Source organism: Pseudomonas sp. Fl4BN1 (assembly GCF_009908285.1).
GTDB lineage: Bacteria > Pseudomonadota > Gammaproteobacteria > Pseudomonadales > Pseudomonadaceae > Aquipseudomonas.
Genome location: NZ_JAAARM010000013.1, coordinates 71,596 through 86,783, shown reverse-complemented (window position 1 = coordinate 86,783; position 15,188 = coordinate 71,596). Strand labels below are relative to the sequence as shown.

The window sequence follows — 15,188 nt, the reverse complement described above, 5'->3', positions numbered from 1 at the left end:
AGGACAGCTGCGTTTATCAGTCATTTGGCAAATATCTCCAGCAAACGTGGAGCGATCTTGTCCAGTGGGCGAATCTCTGTGGCGGCGCCGATGGCAGCCGCCGCCTTGGGCATGCCATACACCGCACTGCTGTGCTGATCCTGAGCGATGGTCAGATAACCCTGATCACGCATCAGCTTCAAGCCCTGGGCACCATCACGGCCCATCCCGGTCAACAGCACGCCCACCGCATCACCATTCCAATAGCTGGCGACACTCTCGAAAAACACATCGATGGAGGGCCGGTAGATCTCGTTCACCGGCTCGGCGGTGTAGGCCAGGGTGCCGTTCTTCAACAAGCGAATGTGGTGGTTGGTGCCCGCCAGCAATACCGTGCCGCTTTGTGGCGGTTCGCCTTCCCGGGCCAGGCGCACCTGCAGGCCGGAGGCACTGCTGAGCCATTCGGCCATGCCCGCGGCAAACACCTGATCGACATGCTGGACCAGCACGATGGCGGCGGGAAAGTTCTTTGGCAAGCCCTTGAGCAGCACTTCCAGTGCGGCCGGGCCGCCTGCCGAGGAGCCAATGGCCACCAGACTCTGACGTGGCGCGCCACTGCGCAGGGGCACCGGGGCAGTACGCACCCGACTGCCGCGCTGGCCGATCAGCCAGCCGATATTGAGGATCTTGCGCAACAGTGGCGCCGCCGCTTCCTGGGCATTGCCGGCGCCCAGAGCCGGGGTGTCGACCACGTCCAGGGCACCGTGCCCCATGGCCTCGAACACCCGGTGCACATTCTGCTGGCGGTCGACGGTAACGATGACGATCGCGCACGGCGACTCGGCCATGATCCGCCGCGTGGCCTCGACGCCGTCCATTACCGGCATGATCAGGTCCATGAGAATCAGGTCCGGAGTCAGTTCAGCGCAGCACTTCACCGCTTCGGCACCATTGGTCGCGACCCAAACCACCTCATGGCTGGGCTCAAAGGCCAGCGCCCGGCGCAAGGCCTCCACGGCCATGGGCATATCGTTGACGATCGCTATCTTCATGCCCGCGCTCCTCCAATCAACTCCACCACCGCATCCAGCAGGGCGTCGTCATGGAAACTGGCTTTGGCTAGATAGTAGTCGGCGCCGGCATCCAGTCCACGACGCCGGTCTTCCTCACGATCCTTGTAGGACACCACCATCACCGGCAGGGACTGCAGGCGGCTGTCGCGACGCAAGAGTGTGACCAATTCAATTCCATCCATTCGCGGCATATCGATGTCAGTGATCAGTAGGTCGAAGCTTTCCGAACGCAGGGCATTCCAACCGTCCATGCCATCCACAGCCACAGCCACGTCGTACCCCCGGTTGATCAGCAGTTTGCGTTGCAGTTCACGTACCGTCAGCGAGTCGTCGACCACCAGAATACGCTTACGGACCACCTGTGCGTGCTGTTGCTGATGCCGCGAGATACGCTCGAGACGACCAGTATTGAGCAGTTTATCCACTGAACGCAGCATGTCCTCGACATCGACGATCAGCGCCACCCGGCCGTCATCGAGCAAGGCCCCGGCGGAGATATCCTGGATCTTGCCAAGGCGGTCATCCAGGGGCAGCACCACCAGGGTGCGCTCGCCAATAAAACGTTCCACAGCGATCCCATACACCGCATCACGCTCGCGAATCACCACCACTTTCAGGGTCGGTGCGCTGTTCTGGGTCGCCGGTCGCTGCAACAGCTGGCTGGCCGCTACCAGGCCGACATGCCGGCCTTCATGCCAGAAGTGCTGGCGCCCCTCCACCTGGACAATGGCCTCGGGCTCCAGGTCGCACATGCGTTCGATATGAGCCAGCGGGAAGGCGTAGGCCTCATCACCCACCTCGACCACCAGGCTGCGCACCACGGACAGGGTCAGCGGCACTTCCAGGTGGAAGCGACTGCCCTGGCTGGTGGCTTGCTCCAACACCACCGCCCCCCGCAACTGGCGCACCATGTGCTGCACCGCATCCAGGCCGACGCCGCGGCCGGACACCTCGGTGACCTTGTCCCGCAGGCTGAAACCCGGCAGGAAGAGGAAGGTCAGCAGTTCTTCTTCACTGAGCTGCGCGGCAGTCTGGGCCGGCGACAGCTGACGTTCGACAATACTCTGGCGCAAGCGCTGCAGATCCACCCCACTACCGTCATCACTGAGTTCCAGGACCAGCAGGCCGGCTTGATGGGATGCACGCAGGCGAATCACGCCTTCCGCCGGCTTGCCCGCCAGCAAGCGCTGTTCGGGCAGCTCGATGCCATGGTCGACGGCATTGCGCAGCAAGTGAGTCAGTGGCGCCTCGAGTTTCTCCAGCACGTCGCGGTCGACCTGGGTCTTTTCACCTTCGATTTCCAGGCGTACCTGCTTGCCCAGGCTGCGCCCCAGGTCGCGGACCATGCGCGCCTGACCGCTGAGCACATCGGCGAAGGGTCGCATGCGACAGGCCAGGGCCGTGTCATAAAGCACCTGGGCGCGCTGGCTGGCCTGCCAGCCGAACTCATCGAGCTCGGCGGTTTTCTCCGCCAGCAGTTGCTGGGATTCGGCCAACAAGCGCCGCGCATCCTCCAGGGCTTCCTGGGCCTCCAGGCTCAGGGCGTGTTCCTTGAGATGCAGGTTGAGGTTTTCCAGGGCCGCCAGGCTATTGCTCTGAATCCGCTTGAGACGCTGCATAGTGGCCAGGTAAGGCTTGAGTCGCTGGGTTTCCACCAGGGACTTGCTCGACAGGTCGAGCAGGCTGTTGAGGCGTTCGGCAGTCACTCGCAACACCCGCTCGCCGCCTTCGGTCAGGCGTTTGCCTGGGCGCATCGTACTCACCGCCGGCTCGTGGTAAGGCTCGCTCGGCAATGCCAAGGACTCAGCCTCACTCTGCTGCGGCACTGACACCTCGAGCTCCGGAACATCTGCCGCAAACGCTGGGGATGGTCGGCTCGTCGCCACCGGCCCTTGAGTCAGCAGGTGCTCCATCAACGCCACATAGACTGGGATATCCGGGGCCACGAGCTCAGCACCGCCTGGGGTGGCGATGCGCATCAGCAGGTCGGTGCCCTGTAACAAAGCGTCGATGTGCTCGGGCTGCAGGTACAGGCGCCCTTCCTGGGCACTGACCAGGCAATCTTCCATCACATGGGCAACGCTGACTCCGGCGTCGACCCCGACAATCCGCGCCGCACCCTTGAGCGAGTGAGCGGCACGCATGCAGGCTTCCAACTGGTCGGCCTGGGTCGGATTCCGCTCCAGGGCCAGCAAGCCGGCGCTGAGCACCTGGGTCTGGGCCTCGGCTTCCAGGCTGAACAGTTCCAGCAACGAGGCATCGCGCATTTGATCAGGGGTCATGTCAGGCTCCGGGTCACGGCCGAGAGCAGTTGCTCTTCATCCAGCAAACGCAGGCTGCGTCCCTGCCATTGCAACACGCCACGGGTGTACTTGGCATTGGCCTGTTCGCCAGAGGCCGAAGCGCCGTTGAGAATCCGCTCGTCGATGGCATGGATGCCGTGCACCTCATCCACCGGCACCACCACCGGACCGCCTTCGGCGCCGATGATCAGCATCCGCGGCATGATCCGTCCTGCGGCAACGACGACCGGAGTGCCATCGAGCCCCAGCAATTCGGCCAATGACAGGCAGGCCACCAGCGCTCCACGCACATTGGCCACCCCCATCAACGCCCGCGAGCGCTGATGAGGCAAGGAATGAATCGCCTGCAGCGGCGCCACTTCCAGCAGACAGCGGGTCGCCAGGCCCAGCCATTCCTCACCGAGACGAAACATCAGCAGCGAGCGGGTGACCACATCGCTGTCGGTCTCCAGCACCGCCCGGTGTTCGCGGTCCTCCTGGCGCAACGAATAACGATCCAGCAAACGCGTGGCGGCGGCGGAATACACGGCGCAGTTGCGGCAATGGATGTGCTCGATGAGCAACGGGCAGGACTTGTCGCCGTGAACGCCGATGCGGTTCCAGCAATCATCGATGGCCTGCGCATCATCATGGGTCAGGTCCAATGAGTAGGGATGGCTCATCGTTTCAACTCACTGTCGGCAGTGCGCATGCTGCGAGCAGCGCGCTCCTGCAATCGTTGGGCACCGGCGACATCGCCCTGGGACGCCAGCAACGCCGCCAGGTGTGCCAGGGCTTCAGGGTGTTGCGGCGCCAGATACAGGGCCTTGCGGTAGAAACCCTGGGCCTCCAGGGCGTTGCCGGCGACATCACTGAGCAGCCCCAGCCAATAGAACACCTGGGCCACCGGTTCATGCTGTTGCAGATAACACTCACACGCCGCACGGGCCTCGGCACTCTTGCCCTCATTGGCCAGGGCGGCGATGTTCGCCAGCAGGCTCGCCGCGTCGGTCACCGGGGCCATGCCATCGGCCACCGGGGCCGGGGCCACGCGGCTAGCAAAGGGACGCGGGCGCGGTGTCTGGGGCAGCACATTGCGCGACGGTATCGGCAAGGGCAACGGTTGCGGCAAGGCCAGCGGCAGCGGCAGCGGTGCAGGCTCGGGTTCGGTGTGCCGACTGAACGCAAAGGACTGGGGGATACCAATGGAGCGCATGCCCAGGCGCCCCAGCAGACTGCCTTCGGCAGGGCCAATAAACAGCACCCCTTCTTCATGGGTCAGGCGCTTGAGGACTTCGAACACCTGGTGCTGGGTTGGCTGGTCGAAATAGATCAGCAGGTTGCGACAGAAGACAAAGTCAAAAGGCGGTTCAGCCGCCAGCAAACTCGGATCCAGAACATTGCCCGCCTGCAATCGCACCTGTTCGCGAACCCGTTCGCTCAAAGAATAACGATCACCCTCGGCGCTGAAGTGACGCTCGCGAAACTCCGTTTGCTGGCCGCGAAAGGAGTTCTTGCCATAGGTCGCGCCCTTGGCCCGTTCCACTGACAACGGGCTGACGTCCAGGCCATCAACCTTGAACTGGTGAGGTGCCAGGCCGCCGTCGAGCAGGGCCATGGCAATCGAATAGGGCTCTTCGCCGGTGGAACACGGCAGGCTCAACAGGCGCAAGGCCCGCATGCCCTTGATCTGCGCCAGGCGAGCCTTGGCCAGCTTGACCAGGGTGGCGAAGGATTCCGGGTAACGGAAGAACCAGGTTTCCGGGACGATCACCGCCTCGATCAGCGCCTGCTGCTCATCTCGCGAGCCTTGCAGCTTCTGCCAGTATTCGTCGCTGTTGTGGGCATACAAGGCGTTGCAGCGCTGGCGCACCGCGCGTTCGATGATCGCCGGCCCTACGGAGGCGACATCCAGGCCGATACGCTCCTTGAGAAAATCGAAAAATCGTTGCTCATCGCTCATCGAGGCTCCTCAAGCGACGCCGGGTCCAGGGGCACGGCAGGAAACAGCAGATCACGCACTGCCGGGAGCAATAGATCATCGACCCGCACCCACTGCAGCAACCCCTGGGCATCTTCACGCACTGGCCCCAGGTACGGCGCCTGGCGGTTGTCCAGGCCGTAAGGCTGGAACTGTGCCGGGTCGCAACGCAGGGTATCGTTGGCCTGTTCCAGCAACAGCCCCAGCACCCGGGGCGGCTGCTCGACGTCGCCTCGGTAGTGCACCAGCACCAGTCGAGTACTGGTGCGCAGTTGCGCCGGGCGCCCGAACGTCAACTCGCACAGGTCGATGACCGGCACCACCACACCGCGATAGGCAAAGACTCCCGCTACCCAGGACGGCGCCTGGGCGATGGGCTTGAGCTGCAGGCGCGGCAGCACCTCCACCACATCGACGGCCTGCAACGCATAACGCTCCTGGCCGATGCAGAACACCAGGAACAAGGCACTCTTCGCCCCGACGGAACTGCGCTTGTGCGCGAGCTCATCCATCAGACTTTGAAACGCGAAACGCCACTGCGCAGGCCCACGGCGACCTGGCTCAGCTCATCGATGGCAAAGCTGGCCTGGCGCAGGGACTCGACGGTCTGGCTGCTGGCATCCCCCAGTTGCACCAGGGCGTGGTTGATCTGCTCGGCGCCGGTGGCCTGGGCCTGCATGCCTTCATTGACCATCAGCACCCGCGGCGCCAAGGCCTGGACCTGATGGATGATCTGCGACAGTTGCTCGCCCACTTGCTGCACTTCGGCCATGCCGCGGCGCACTTCCTCGGAGAACTTGTCCATGCCCATCACCCCTGCCGACACCGCCGACTGGATCTCGCGGACCATCTGCTCGATGTCGTAGGTAGCGACCGCGGTCTGGTCCGCCAGACGCCGTACTTCGGTGGCGACCACAGCAAAGCCGCGGCCGTACTCTCCGGCCTTTTCCGCTTCGATGGCAGCGTTCAGCGACAGCAGGTTGGTCTGGTCGGCGACCTTGACGATGGTCACCACCACCTGATTGATGTTGCCAGCCTTCTCGTTGAGGATCGCCAGCTTGGCATTCACCAGGTCAGCCGCGCCCATCACCGAGTGCATGGTGTCCTCCATGCGCGCCAGGCCTTGCTGGCCGGAGCCGGCAAGTACCGAGGCCTGGTCAGCGGCGCTGGACACCTCGGTCATGGTGCGCACCAGGTCGCGCGAGGTGGCCGCGATTTCCCGCGAGGTAGCGCCGATTTCCGTGGTGGTGGCGGCGGTTTCAGTAGCAGTAGCCTGTTGCTGCTTGGAGGTGGCGGCAATCTCGGTCACCGAGGTGGTGACCTGCACCGAGGAACGCTGGGCCTGGGACACCAGGGCAGTGAGCTCGGTCATCATGTCGTTGAAGCCGGTTTCCACCGCGCCGAACTCGTCCTTGCGCTCCAGATTCAAACGGCCGCTCAAGTCACCGGTACGCATGACTTCGAGAATATTCACAATGCGGTTCATCGGCGCCATGATCGCCCGCATCAGCAGCAGGCCACAGAGGCCGGCAGCGAGGGTCGCCAGCAGCAACGACACGCCCATGCTGACCTTGGCCGCCGCCACGGCATCGTCAATGGCGGTGGTGGCGGAGTCGGCCACAGATTTGTTCTCGGTGATGATGTCGTTGAGTTTCATCCGACCCGCAGTCCAGGTCGGAGTCAGCTGTTCATTGAACAGGCGGATCGCCTCGGCTTCCTGCTTGCGCTGATGCAGGTCGAGCACCGCAGCCTGGATCCGATTGAACTCCTGGTGGGCTTTTTCAAAGGCGTCGAACTCAGTCTGGTCTTCGCGGCTGTTGATGGTCTGCCTGTAGTTGCCCATCTGGGTTTCCAGGCGCTGCTCGAAGGCCTTGAAATCCGCCCGGTCCTCGGCGCTGATGGCCTGGTCCTGCTTGAGGCCGATGATCTCCTGGGTCTGGATATAACTGTCGACCCAAGCGCTGCGGATCATCGAGCTGAAATAGACGCCGGGTACCGCATCGGTGCGCACTCGCTCCTCGCCGGCCTCGATCTTCAACAGCCGCGAGTACGAGACGACGACCATCAACAGCATGATGGCGATAATCACCGCAAAGCTCGCCAAAATGCGTTGGCGCAACGTCCAGTTCTTCACAGTCAGTCCTCGAGGCCATTCAAAAATGGGAGGAGTATAGCCGAGGACGATGCCGGTTTTATGGGTGGTTTAACGACACAGGTGGCACTTTCGATAAATTTGTGCACTCGCTCTGGATCGCGTGTGAGCGGGAGTTTCACGACCTCCACAGAGGGTATTTCGGCAAATCCACCCGACAGAACCGCCATCCTTGGCGAGGGGCAGAACGACGCTGTATTCAGCCGTTGGCCTGGCGTACCTGGTTTTCCAGCTCGGCCTTGAGGCCTGGCGCCAGATGGAGCTGGCGCGCCAGCTCCTCCAGATAGGCCTTTTCCATGAAGTGCTCTTCATCCACCAGCATCACACTGGCCAGGTACATCTCGGCAGCCATTTCCGGCGTGGTCGCGGCCCGGGCGACATCCGCCGGGTCCAGGGGCTTGTTCAGTTCGCTGTGCAGCCAGTGCTGCAACTGCGGGTCGCTGTCGAGCCTGCGCAATTCACCCTCGATCAGTGCCCGCTCACGCTCGTCCACATGCCCATCGGCCTTGGCCGCTGCCACCAACGCCTTGAGGATCGCCTGGCTGTGCTGTTCTACCTGCTGCGGCGGCAGGCGATCAAGGGTCTGCGGCTCCTGACGCGGGGCCTGGCCCTGCTGGGCATTCCAATTGCCATACGCCTTGTAGGCCAACACCCCGAGGGCCGCCAGGCCGCCGTAGGTCAGGGCCTTGCCGCCGAACTTGCGGGCCTTTTTATTGCCCAGCAGCAAGCCCATGGCGCCGGCCGCCAGGGCTCCACCGCCCGCTCCGGAGAGCAGCCCGCCCAACCCGCCGGCCTGGCCACCGAGCAAGCCGCCGAGACCGCCCGAGCGGGCCTTGGGATTGTCCGTCGGTGCTGCGCCCGCCTTGTTCTGCAGGAGCTCCTGGCCGGACCTGAGTAATTGATCGAGCAATCCACGGGTGTTCATCTGCGCCTCCGGAAAATAGGTGTCATGTCGACACATAAGGCCGTAAGCCTAGAGAGAAGTGCCCGGGTCGAGGGGGACGATAGTGCTTCTGAATGTTGCTTTCTCCGGAACCAGCAGCCGCCGACGCCGACAGGCGCGGGCGGCACGCCAGGCCGTGCCAGACTGGATTAGCACCCCGAGTTGCGGCACTATCCGCCGCCTGCAAAACACCGACGCCACAGACCGGACCCAGTTGATCCCTTCCGGCAGCAAGGATGCGCCCATGCCCCGTCATACCCACGCCAGCGCCTGCGAGTGCCAGCCATGAGCCAGGACCCCGCCGACCGCTATCAAGTGATACGAATCCTCACCGGCCTGGTGCCCCACTCGCTGGTGCCGCTGCTGTTCTACTACGCGCATGTCTGGGGCATTCCGGTGTATCGCAGCCACTTCGGCGCCCTCGCCAAGGGCTTCGGCCTGGGGATGTTGGTGGAGCTTCTGCTGCAGCTGCTGATCGTCGTCAGTTTCCTGCTGGTCCTGGTGCCCAACCTCAAGGTCAAGCTGGTCCTGATCGGCACCCTGGTGCTGTTCACCGCCTGGGCGCTGTTTCCCTACCACCCGGTACGCGGCTACATCTACTGCTTGCTGATGACGGTGCCGTCGTTGCTGGCGATCTGGCTGGCGCAGTGGCTGTGCCGGCTGTTGCAACCCAAGGGGCTGCTGCATGCCCAGTGAAAGACAGCGCACTGGCCGCCTCTGCCTGCTGATGTTGCTGGCGCTTGGCCAACCCTGCCTGGCCATGAGCCTGGAACAGCAGTTCGCCGGCATCGCCCACTGCTCCATGGAGAACATCTACCTGGACGCCAGCGACCATCAGCCCCGGGGCGAGTACTTCAGCGAGCGCCAACTGCAACCTTGCAAACTCGACGAAGCCGCCCGCTACTGCGTCGACGACCAGTACCACGGCCTGACAGTCAGCGCAGTGATGATTCCCTATCGCGGGCCGTTCTCGGTACACGCGCTGTACCTCAAGGACAGTGTCGACAGCGTGCGCCAGCACCTGGGAGGCGCTTTCTTCGGTGATGGCCGGGAACGCCCACTGCTCATCGAAGACCGCCACAACCCCGGCAGCTCGGTGCTGTATTGCGACCCGCAAAGCCAATGAGCCCTATTGCCCACATGCCTCTTCTGAACCACCTCCGGATGCCCCTGCCGATGCCCACTGCCCGCCACTGTTTGCGCCTGATCGCCCTGAGCCTGCTGCTGGGCGGTGGCACCCAGGCGGCGGCCGCGCCTGCCTGCCCATCCAACGACCTGAAAACCTTTGCCCAGGCCTTTGCCAGCAGCCCGCAACTGCAGCAGGCATTCAGCGCCTCGCCGCTGGTCGAGCAACGGCCGGTCACTGACGACCGCGGCCGAGAAGTCACTGCGCGCTACAAGCTGACAGGCGACATCCGCCACCTGCTGACCCGGCTCGACCCCAAGGCCCAGGCCGAGGCTGGCCTGCAGACGTTCTGGGAAGGCCAGACCCTGGTGGTCAATGACCCCCAGGGCGATGTGGTGCAGGCCTTCGTCTTTGAACAGGGCGCCTGTTGGCAACTGGTGCGCGTCGAGCAGTGGTCCATGGACGAGTTGCTCACGCGCAGCGCCCCGGCAGGCGAAAGCGCCCTGCAACGGCAGATGCGCAAGGCCGACCTGTTCCTCGGCTACGGCGGGCGCGAGCAGTACCTGCTGACGACGTACTTCTTCGAGCTCGGGCAACGAATTTTGCTGGATGCCGCCCGCCACGGTTCACCCAAGGCGGCGGTGCAGGCAGTCAGCCTGGGCTATTCGGGCATGGCCCCGGCGCTCAAGCCGGGGGAGCCGGAAGAGCTGCTGCTGCCCTACGCCAAGACCGATGCCGAGGCGGCGCTGATGCTGTCCATGTATTACTGCGACCCCCTCGGCGACGGCTCCGTCACCGAATGCCAGCAGCCGCGCAAGTCCGAAGAGCTGGTGCTGCGCACCGCCAGGGAGCTGGATTCAGCCAACGCCTACCACTACCTGGGCAGTGGCTATGCCGATGGCCAGTGGGGCGTCACCGACAAGGCCAGGGCCCTGGCCTGCCACCAGGAAGCGCTCAAGCGCGGTGACCTGCACAGCCTCTGGGCCCTGACCTGGTGGACCAAAAAGAACGAGATGCCGGCCAGCGGCGCCCAGTGCCTGGAGGGCTCCAGCGAGACTCCACCCGGAGCCTGAAGCAGGCCATCTGATGACCCTGCGGGGCCTTGGGCCAGCACTTATTGACTCTTTTTAACAAGAGTCTTGTTGCTTCGACGCCAAGCCATCGAGTTAATTGAGCAACCACTCAATTAACTTGAAAGGCTCACGCCATGCGTCCTGCCAACCTTGAACAACGCGAAGCCCGACGCCAGGCGCTGTTGGATGCCGCCGCCCGCTGCTTTGCCGAAAACGGTTTTGTCGCCACCCGCACCGCCGACATCTGCCTGCAGGCCGAGATGAGCGCCGGCAACCTGTTCCACTACTTCCCCAACAAACAGGCACTGCTGCTGGCGCTGATCAACCGCGAAGGGCAGCAGATCGAGCAGGCCATGGCCCAGCTGCTGCTGGAAACTGATCCCCTGGCGGCGCTGCTGGCGTTCTTCGAACATGTCTGCCAGCTGGCCCAGGACCCGCAATACACCGGCCTGGCCCTGGAGATCGCCGCCCTGAGCCACCGCGACCCACACGTGGCGCAGCAGGTGCGCCACAACGACTGGCTGCTGCGCCAGGGCCTCGCCGCCCTGGTGCAACGGGCCAACCAACAAGGGCAGGTCCACAGTGCCCTGGGGATAGAGCAAATCACCGGCTGGCTGGCCGCCTTGATCGACGGCCTGTTCACCCGGGTCGCCGTCGACCCACAGTTCCACCCCGCCAACCAAGTGCAGGTTCTGCAGCAGTTGGTGCTGCACCTGCTCCAGGGGCAATCGACATGAACACCCTTGCAACCGCTCCAGCAACCCGGACCGCTCGCCTGGAACAGGTCGATGCCCTTCGCGGCTTCGCCCTGTTCGGCATCTTGATGGTGAATATCTGGGCCTTCGCCGACCCTTACTACGCCTCGGCAAGCAGCAACCCGGACTACGCCAGCGCTACCGACCACCTGATCCGCTGGCTGGTCTCGACCTTCTTCGAAGCCAAGTTCTACCTGCTGTTTTCCTTTCTGTTCGGCTACAGCTTCACCCTGCAAATGGCTTCCGCCGAACGGGCCGCCGAGCCCTTCGTACCGCGCATGCTGCGCCGCCAGCTGGCGATGCTGGGCATTGGCCTGGTGCATGGGCTGTTGCTGTTCAACGGCGAGATCCTTTCCCTCTATGCCCTGCTGGGCCTGCTCCTGCTGGGCCTGCGCGGACTGTCGGCGGCGACCGCCAGCCGCCTGGCCCTGATCCTGCTGAGCTGCGCCGGGCTGCTGATCATCGCCCTGGGGGCCGTGCTGCTGAGCCTGGGGGCCTATACCGGCGCGGCCGGCGACGAGCCCCTGCTCAAGGCCACGGCCCTGGGCGGCAGCGCCCTGCAGACCCTGGAGTTCAATGCCGGCCATTGGCTGGAAACGCTGCTGGCCCTGTGGATACTCCAGGGGCCCAGCACCCTGGCGATGTTCCTCCTGGGCTATGTCGCCGGGCGCAAGGAGCTGCTGATAGCGCCCTTCAGCTTTGCCCAGCGGGTTGCGCAATTGCTGGCCATCAGCCTGCCCATCGGTCTCGGCGGCGCCATGCTCTACGCCTACTGGGCCGCCTATTTTCCGGGCGCTGGGCTGGAGGTGATCGGCTACGGCATCAGCCAGTTGACCGCACCGTTGCTCTCGGTCAGCTACGGGCTGTTGCTGCTCAGCCTGTTCCAGAGCAACCTCGGCCAGGCCCTGTGCCGGCGGCTGGCCCCCCTGGGGCGGATGTCCCTGAGCAACTACCTGCTGCAATCGCTGCTGCTCAACCTGCTGTTCAGCGGCTATGGCCTGGGACTGGTCAATCGCGTCGCGCCCCTATGGATACCGCTGCTGGTGATTGCCGTCTACCTGCTGCAAATGCAGCTCAGTGCCCACTGGCTGCGGCGCCATCAGTACGGGCCCTGCGAGTGGCTGCTGCGGGCCATCACCATCGGCGCCTGGCCCAACTGGCGCAAGGCCTAGGCCAGCGGCAGGTACAGGTGGATATCCTCGGGCTCGATGCGCAGCAGCGTCGGGTCCGGGGTCGCCAGCAGCTTGCAGCCAAGGCCAGTATAGAAATCCACCGTGTGCCGCGATGGCGTGGCCGACACATACAGGCCCTGGCCGCCCATGGCCAAGGCCTGCTCCCGGGCCAGGGCAAACAGCTGCCGACCCAGGCCCAAGCCACGGTAGGCCTGGCTCACATGCAGGAACTTCAATTGCCGCAGGTCCAGCCCGGCGTTGTCGATTGGCAAGCAATCCACCACCGCTGCCGCCACCAGCTTCGGCCCATCGAAGATCCCGTACAGCCAACCTCCCCGCTGGTAACACTGCTGCAAGATCAGCGCATCATGCTCGGCTTCACCTTCCGGCCAGCCCGGCACCACTTCATGCTGTGGATAACACCGCAACTGCCCGTCCTGCAGGCAGTAGAACTCATCGATCACCTCGGCACGGTCAATCAGTTTGAGCAGTGGAATGTCGTCTTCGGTGAGCGGGCGCGGATGCAGCATGAGGCCAGTTCCTGGTGGTGATCGGGAAGTTACCAATGGACACAAGCTAATCATTTTTTTGCCCTGGGCGAACCGTTTACTCTATTGCGCATCTGTTTAAAGACCGTTGTGTTTGGCCGATGGCATGACCGAACCTCTATTCGCGATCCTCTCTTCAGCCAGGAACGGCTCGGGATCTTATCAACACAAGGTTCACCCATGCACCGCAGGCATCTCCTCAAAGCATCCATGGCCCTGGCGGCCTATACCGGCCTCTCGGCCAGCGGTCTGCTGGCCGCGCGGGCCTGGGCCGGCGCCGCCGACGGCGAAGCCCTGGCATTCGACTTCGAGCGCCTCAAGGCCCAGGCCAAACAGTTGGCCGGCAAGCCCTACGTCGACACCAAGCAGGTGCTGCCGCCAACCCTGGCGAAAATGACCCCGCAGCATTTCAACGCCATCCAGTACGACGCCAAGCATTCGCTGTGGAACGAGCTAAACGGCCAGTTGGACGTGCAGTTCTTCCACGTCGGCATGGGCTTCAAGCAGCCGGTGCGCATGCACAGCGTCGACCCCAAGACCCGCCTGGCGCGGGAGGTGCACTTCCGCCCTTCACTGTTCAACTACCAGAACACCAGCGTCGACACCGCCCAGCTCAAAGGCGACCTGGGCTTTGCCGGCTTCAAGCTGTTCAAGGCCCCGGAGCTGGACAGGCACGACGTGGTGTCCTTCCTTGGCGCCAGCTACTTGCGTGCGGTGGACGCCACCGGCCAGTACGGTCTCTCGGCCCGGGGCCTGGCCATCGACACCTACGCCAAGCGCCGTGAGGAATTCCCCGACTTCACCCAGTTCTGGTTCGAGACCCCGGACAAGGACAGCACCCGCTTCGTGGTCTACGCCCTGCTGGATTCGCCGAGCGCCACCGGTGCCTACCGCTTCGATATCGACTGCCAGGCCGAACGGGTGGTGATGGAAATCGATGCCCACGTCAACGCCCGCACCGCCATCGAGCAATTGGGCATCGCGCCGATGACCAGCATGTTCAGCTGCGGCACCCATGAACGGCGCATGTGCGACACCATCCACCCGCAGATCCACGACTCCGATCGCCTGGCCATGTGGCGCGGCAACGGCGAATGGATCTGCCGGCCGCTGAACAACCCGGCCACCCTGCAATTCAACGCCTTCGCCGACAAGGACCCGAAAGGCTTCGGCCTGGTACAGACCGACCACGAGTTCGCCAGCTACCAGGACACCGTGGACTGGTACAGCCGCCGCCCGAGCCTGTGGGTCGAGCCCACCACGGCCTGGGGCGAAGGCAGCGTCGACCTGCTGGAAATCCCCACTACCGGCGAGACCATGGACAACATCGTGGCCTTCTGGACCCCGAAAAAACCGGTGGCCGCGGGTGACTCCCTGAACTACGGCTACAAGCTCTACTGGAGCGCCCTGCCGCCAGTGGGCACGCCCCTGGCGCGAGTCCACGCCACCCGTTCCGGCATGGGCGGTTTCGTCGAGGGCTGGGCCCCGGGCGAGCATTACCCGGAAGTCTGGGCTCGGCGCTTTGCCGTGGACTTCACCGGCGGCGGCCTCGACCGCCTGCCGCCGGGTACCGGCATCGAACCGGTGGTCACCGCCTCCAACGGCGAGGTCAAGGATTTCAGCGTGCTGGTACTGGACGAGATCAAGGGCTACCGCATCCTCTTCGACTGGTACCCCAGCAACGACAGCGTCGAGCCGGTGGAACTGCGGCTGTTCATCCGCAGCAACGACCGCACCCTGAGCGAGACCTGGCTGTACCAGTACTTCCCGCCGGCGCCGGACAAACGCAAATACCCGTGACCCGCTGACCGCGCCAGGCTCCGGGGCCTCTTCGCCGGCAAGCCGGCTCCTACAGATCGGCGGCGTCCGTGTAGGAGCGGGCTTGCCCGCGAAGGCGTCGGTACACACAGCGCCAGCCTCAAGGGCCCCTTCGCCGGCAAGCCGGCTCCTACAGATCGGCGGCGTCCGTGTAGGAGCGGGCTTGCCCGCGAAGGCGTCGGTACACACAGCGCCAGCCTCAAGGGCCCCTTCGCCGGCAAGCCGGCTCCTACAGATCTGCGGCGTCCATGTAGGAGCGGGCTTGCCCGCGAAGGCGTCGGTACAC

Annotated in this window: 15 protein-coding genes; 7 read left to right on the top strand and 8 right to left on the bottom strand. The window is 64.1% G+C overall.

Going from position 1 to position 15,188, the window contains the following annotated elements:
* Nucleotides 1–20 precede the first annotated feature (20 nt).
* The 7 genes from GV818_RS16430 to GV818_RS16400 all read right to left on the bottom strand — a co-directional run bounded on the left by GV818_RS16430 (nucleotide 21) and on the right by GV818_RS16400 (nucleotide 8,392).
* Nucleotides 21–1,031, bottom strand: coding sequence for a chemotaxis response regulator protein-glutamate methylesterase (locus GV818_RS16430; protein WP_161758001.1), 1,011 nt, complete (start codon nucleotides 1,029–1,031; stop codon nucleotides 21–23).
* Entirely contained in the window at nucleotides 1,028–3,334 is a 2,307-nt protein-coding gene (locus tag GV818_RS16425) for a hybrid sensor histidine kinase/response regulator (protein ID WP_161777007.1), read from the bottom strand. The genes GV818_RS16430 and GV818_RS16425 overlap by 4 nt, the downstream gene beginning before the upstream one ends.
* A complete protein-coding gene (locus tag GV818_RS16420) occupies nucleotides 3,331–4,017 on the bottom strand; it encodes a chemotaxis protein CheW (protein WP_161758003.1) in 687 nt (228 codons plus the stop codon). Before GV818_RS16420 ends, GV818_RS16425 begins: the two co-directional genes overlap by 4 nt.
* Nucleotides 4,014–5,297, bottom strand: a complete 1,284-nt coding sequence (locus GV818_RS16415; RefSeq protein ID WP_161777006.1) for a CheR family methyltransferase — start codon at nucleotides 5,295–5,297, stop codon at nucleotides 4,014–4,016. The genes GV818_RS16420 and GV818_RS16415 overlap by 4 nt, the downstream gene beginning before the upstream one ends.
* Nucleotides 5,294–5,827, bottom strand: coding sequence for a chemotaxis protein CheW (locus tag GV818_RS16410; RefSeq protein ID WP_161758005.1), 534 nt, complete (start codon nucleotides 5,825–5,827; stop codon nucleotides 5,294–5,296). Before GV818_RS16410 ends, GV818_RS16415 begins: the two co-directional genes overlap by 4 nt.
* A complete protein-coding gene (locus GV818_RS16405) occupies nucleotides 5,827–7,449 on the bottom strand; it encodes a methyl-accepting chemotaxis protein (RefSeq protein WP_161777005.1) in 1,623 nt (540 codons plus the stop codon). Before GV818_RS16405 ends, GV818_RS16410 begins: the two co-directional genes overlap by 1 nt.
* A gap of 217 nt (nucleotides 7,450–7,666) precedes the next feature.
* Complete coding sequence (locus tag GV818_RS16400; RefSeq protein WP_161758007.1) at nucleotides 7,667–8,392, bottom strand: tellurite resistance TerB family protein; 726 nt, start codon at nucleotides 8,390–8,392, stop codon at nucleotides 7,667–7,669.
* 154 nt (nucleotides 8,393–8,546) lie between these two features.
* Here GV818_RS16400 and GV818_RS16395 point away from each other — a divergent pair, with 154 nt between their 5' ends.
* The 6 genes from GV818_RS16395 to GV818_RS16370 all read left to right on the top strand — a co-directional run bounded on the left by GV818_RS16395 (nucleotide 8,547) and on the right by GV818_RS16370 (nucleotide 12,536).
* Nucleotides 8,547–8,699, top strand: coding sequence for a hypothetical protein (locus GV818_RS16395; RefSeq protein ID WP_161758008.1), 153 nt, complete (start codon nucleotides 8,547–8,549; stop codon nucleotides 8,697–8,699).
* Entirely contained in the window at nucleotides 8,696–9,106 is a 411-nt protein-coding gene (locus GV818_RS16390; RefSeq protein ID WP_161758009.1) for a hypothetical protein, read from the top strand. Before GV818_RS16395 ends, GV818_RS16390 begins: the two co-directional genes overlap by 4 nt.
* Nucleotides 9,096–9,536 (top strand): hypothetical protein, encoded by a 441-nt coding sequence (locus tag GV818_RS16385; protein ID WP_161777004.1) that lies wholly within the window; start codon nucleotides 9,096–9,098, stop codon nucleotides 9,534–9,536. The genes GV818_RS16390 and GV818_RS16385 overlap by 11 nt, the downstream gene beginning before the upstream one ends.
* Before the next feature lie 50 nt (nucleotides 9,537–9,586).
* On the top strand, nucleotides 9,587–10,609 hold the full coding sequence (locus tag GV818_RS16380; protein WP_256679478.1) for a hypothetical protein: 1,023 nt from the start codon (nucleotides 9,587–9,589) through the stop codon (nucleotides 10,607–10,609).
* Nucleotides 10,610–10,743: 134 nt separating this feature from the next.
* On the top strand, nucleotides 10,744–11,346 hold the full coding sequence (locus tag GV818_RS16375; protein WP_161758012.1) for a TetR/AcrR family transcriptional regulator: 603 nt from the start codon (nucleotides 10,744–10,746) through the stop codon (nucleotides 11,344–11,346).
* Nucleotides 11,343–12,536 carry a DUF418 domain-containing protein gene (locus GV818_RS16370; RefSeq protein ID WP_161777002.1) on the top strand — a complete coding sequence of 398 codons (1,194 nt, stop codon included), beginning with the start codon at nucleotides 11,343–11,345 and terminating at the stop codon, nucleotides 12,534–12,536. The genes GV818_RS16375 and GV818_RS16370 overlap by 4 nt, the downstream gene beginning before the upstream one ends.
* Here the strand turns inward: GV818_RS16370 and GV818_RS16365 are convergent.
* Nucleotides 12,533–13,066 (bottom strand): GNAT family N-acetyltransferase, encoded by a 534-nt coding sequence (locus GV818_RS16365; protein WP_161758014.1) that lies wholly within the window; start codon nucleotides 13,064–13,066, stop codon nucleotides 12,533–12,535. The two genes, GV818_RS16370 and GV818_RS16365, sit on opposite strands and share 4 nt — an antisense overlap.
* Before the next feature lie 198 nt (nucleotides 13,067–13,264).
* On the opposite strand from GV818_RS16365, the gene GV818_RS16360 reads away from it, so the two are divergent.
* Entirely contained in the window at nucleotides 13,265–14,884 is a 1,620-nt protein-coding gene (locus tag GV818_RS16360; RefSeq protein ID WP_161777001.1) for a glucan biosynthesis protein D, read from the top strand.
* Nucleotides 14,885–15,188 lie beyond the last annotated feature (304 nt).

Excerpts from the sequence above, each read along its gene's own strand:
- GV818_RS16400 (WP_161758007.1), bottom strand. The coding sequence starts at position 8,392 with ATGAACACCCGTGGATTGCTCGATCAATTACTCAGGTCCGGCCAGGAG.
- GV818_RS16370 (WP_161777002.1), top strand. The coding sequence starts at position 11,343 with ATGAACACCCTTGCAACCGCTCCAGCAACCCGGACCGCTCGCCTGGAA.
- GV818_RS16410 (WP_161758005.1), bottom strand. The coding sequence starts at position 5,827 with ATGGATGAGCTCGCGCACAAGCGCAGTTCCGTCGGGGCGAAGAGTGCC.
- GV818_RS16430 (WP_161758001.1), bottom strand. The coding sequence starts at position 1,031 with ATGAAGATAGCGATCGTCAACGATATGCCCATGGCCGTGGAGGCCTTG.
- GV818_RS16375 (WP_161758012.1), top strand. The coding sequence starts at position 10,744 with ATGCGTCCTGCCAACCTTGAACAACGCGAAGCCCGACGCCAGGCGCTG.
- GV818_RS16415 (WP_161777006.1), bottom strand. The coding sequence starts at position 5,297 with ATGAGCGATGAGCAACGATTTTTCGATTTTCTCAAGGAGCGTATCGGC.
- GV818_RS16425 (WP_161777007.1), bottom strand. The coding sequence starts at position 3,334 with ATGACCCCTGATCAAATGCGCGATGCCTCGTTGCTGGAACTGTTCAGC.
- GV818_RS16360 (WP_161777001.1), top strand. The coding sequence starts at position 13,265 with ATGCACCGCAGGCATCTCCTCAAAGCATCCATGGCCCTGGCGGCCTAT.
- GV818_RS16420 (WP_161758003.1), bottom strand. The coding sequence starts at position 4,017 with ATGAGCCATCCCTACTCATTGGACCTGACCCATGATGATGCGCAGGCC.
- GV818_RS16380 (WP_256679478.1), top strand. The coding sequence starts at position 9,587 with ATGCCCACTGCCCGCCACTGTTTGCGCCTGATCGCCCTGAGCCTGCTG.
- GV818_RS16365 (WP_161758014.1), bottom strand. The coding sequence starts at position 13,066 with ATGCTGCATCCGCGCCCGCTCACCGAAGACGACATTCCACTGCTCAAA.
- GV818_RS16390 (WP_161758009.1), top strand. The coding sequence starts at position 8,696 with ATGAGCCAGGACCCCGCCGACCGCTATCAAGTGATACGAATCCTCACC.
- GV818_RS16385 (WP_161777004.1), top strand. The coding sequence starts at position 9,096 with ATGCCCAGTGAAAGACAGCGCACTGGCCGCCTCTGCCTGCTGATGTTG.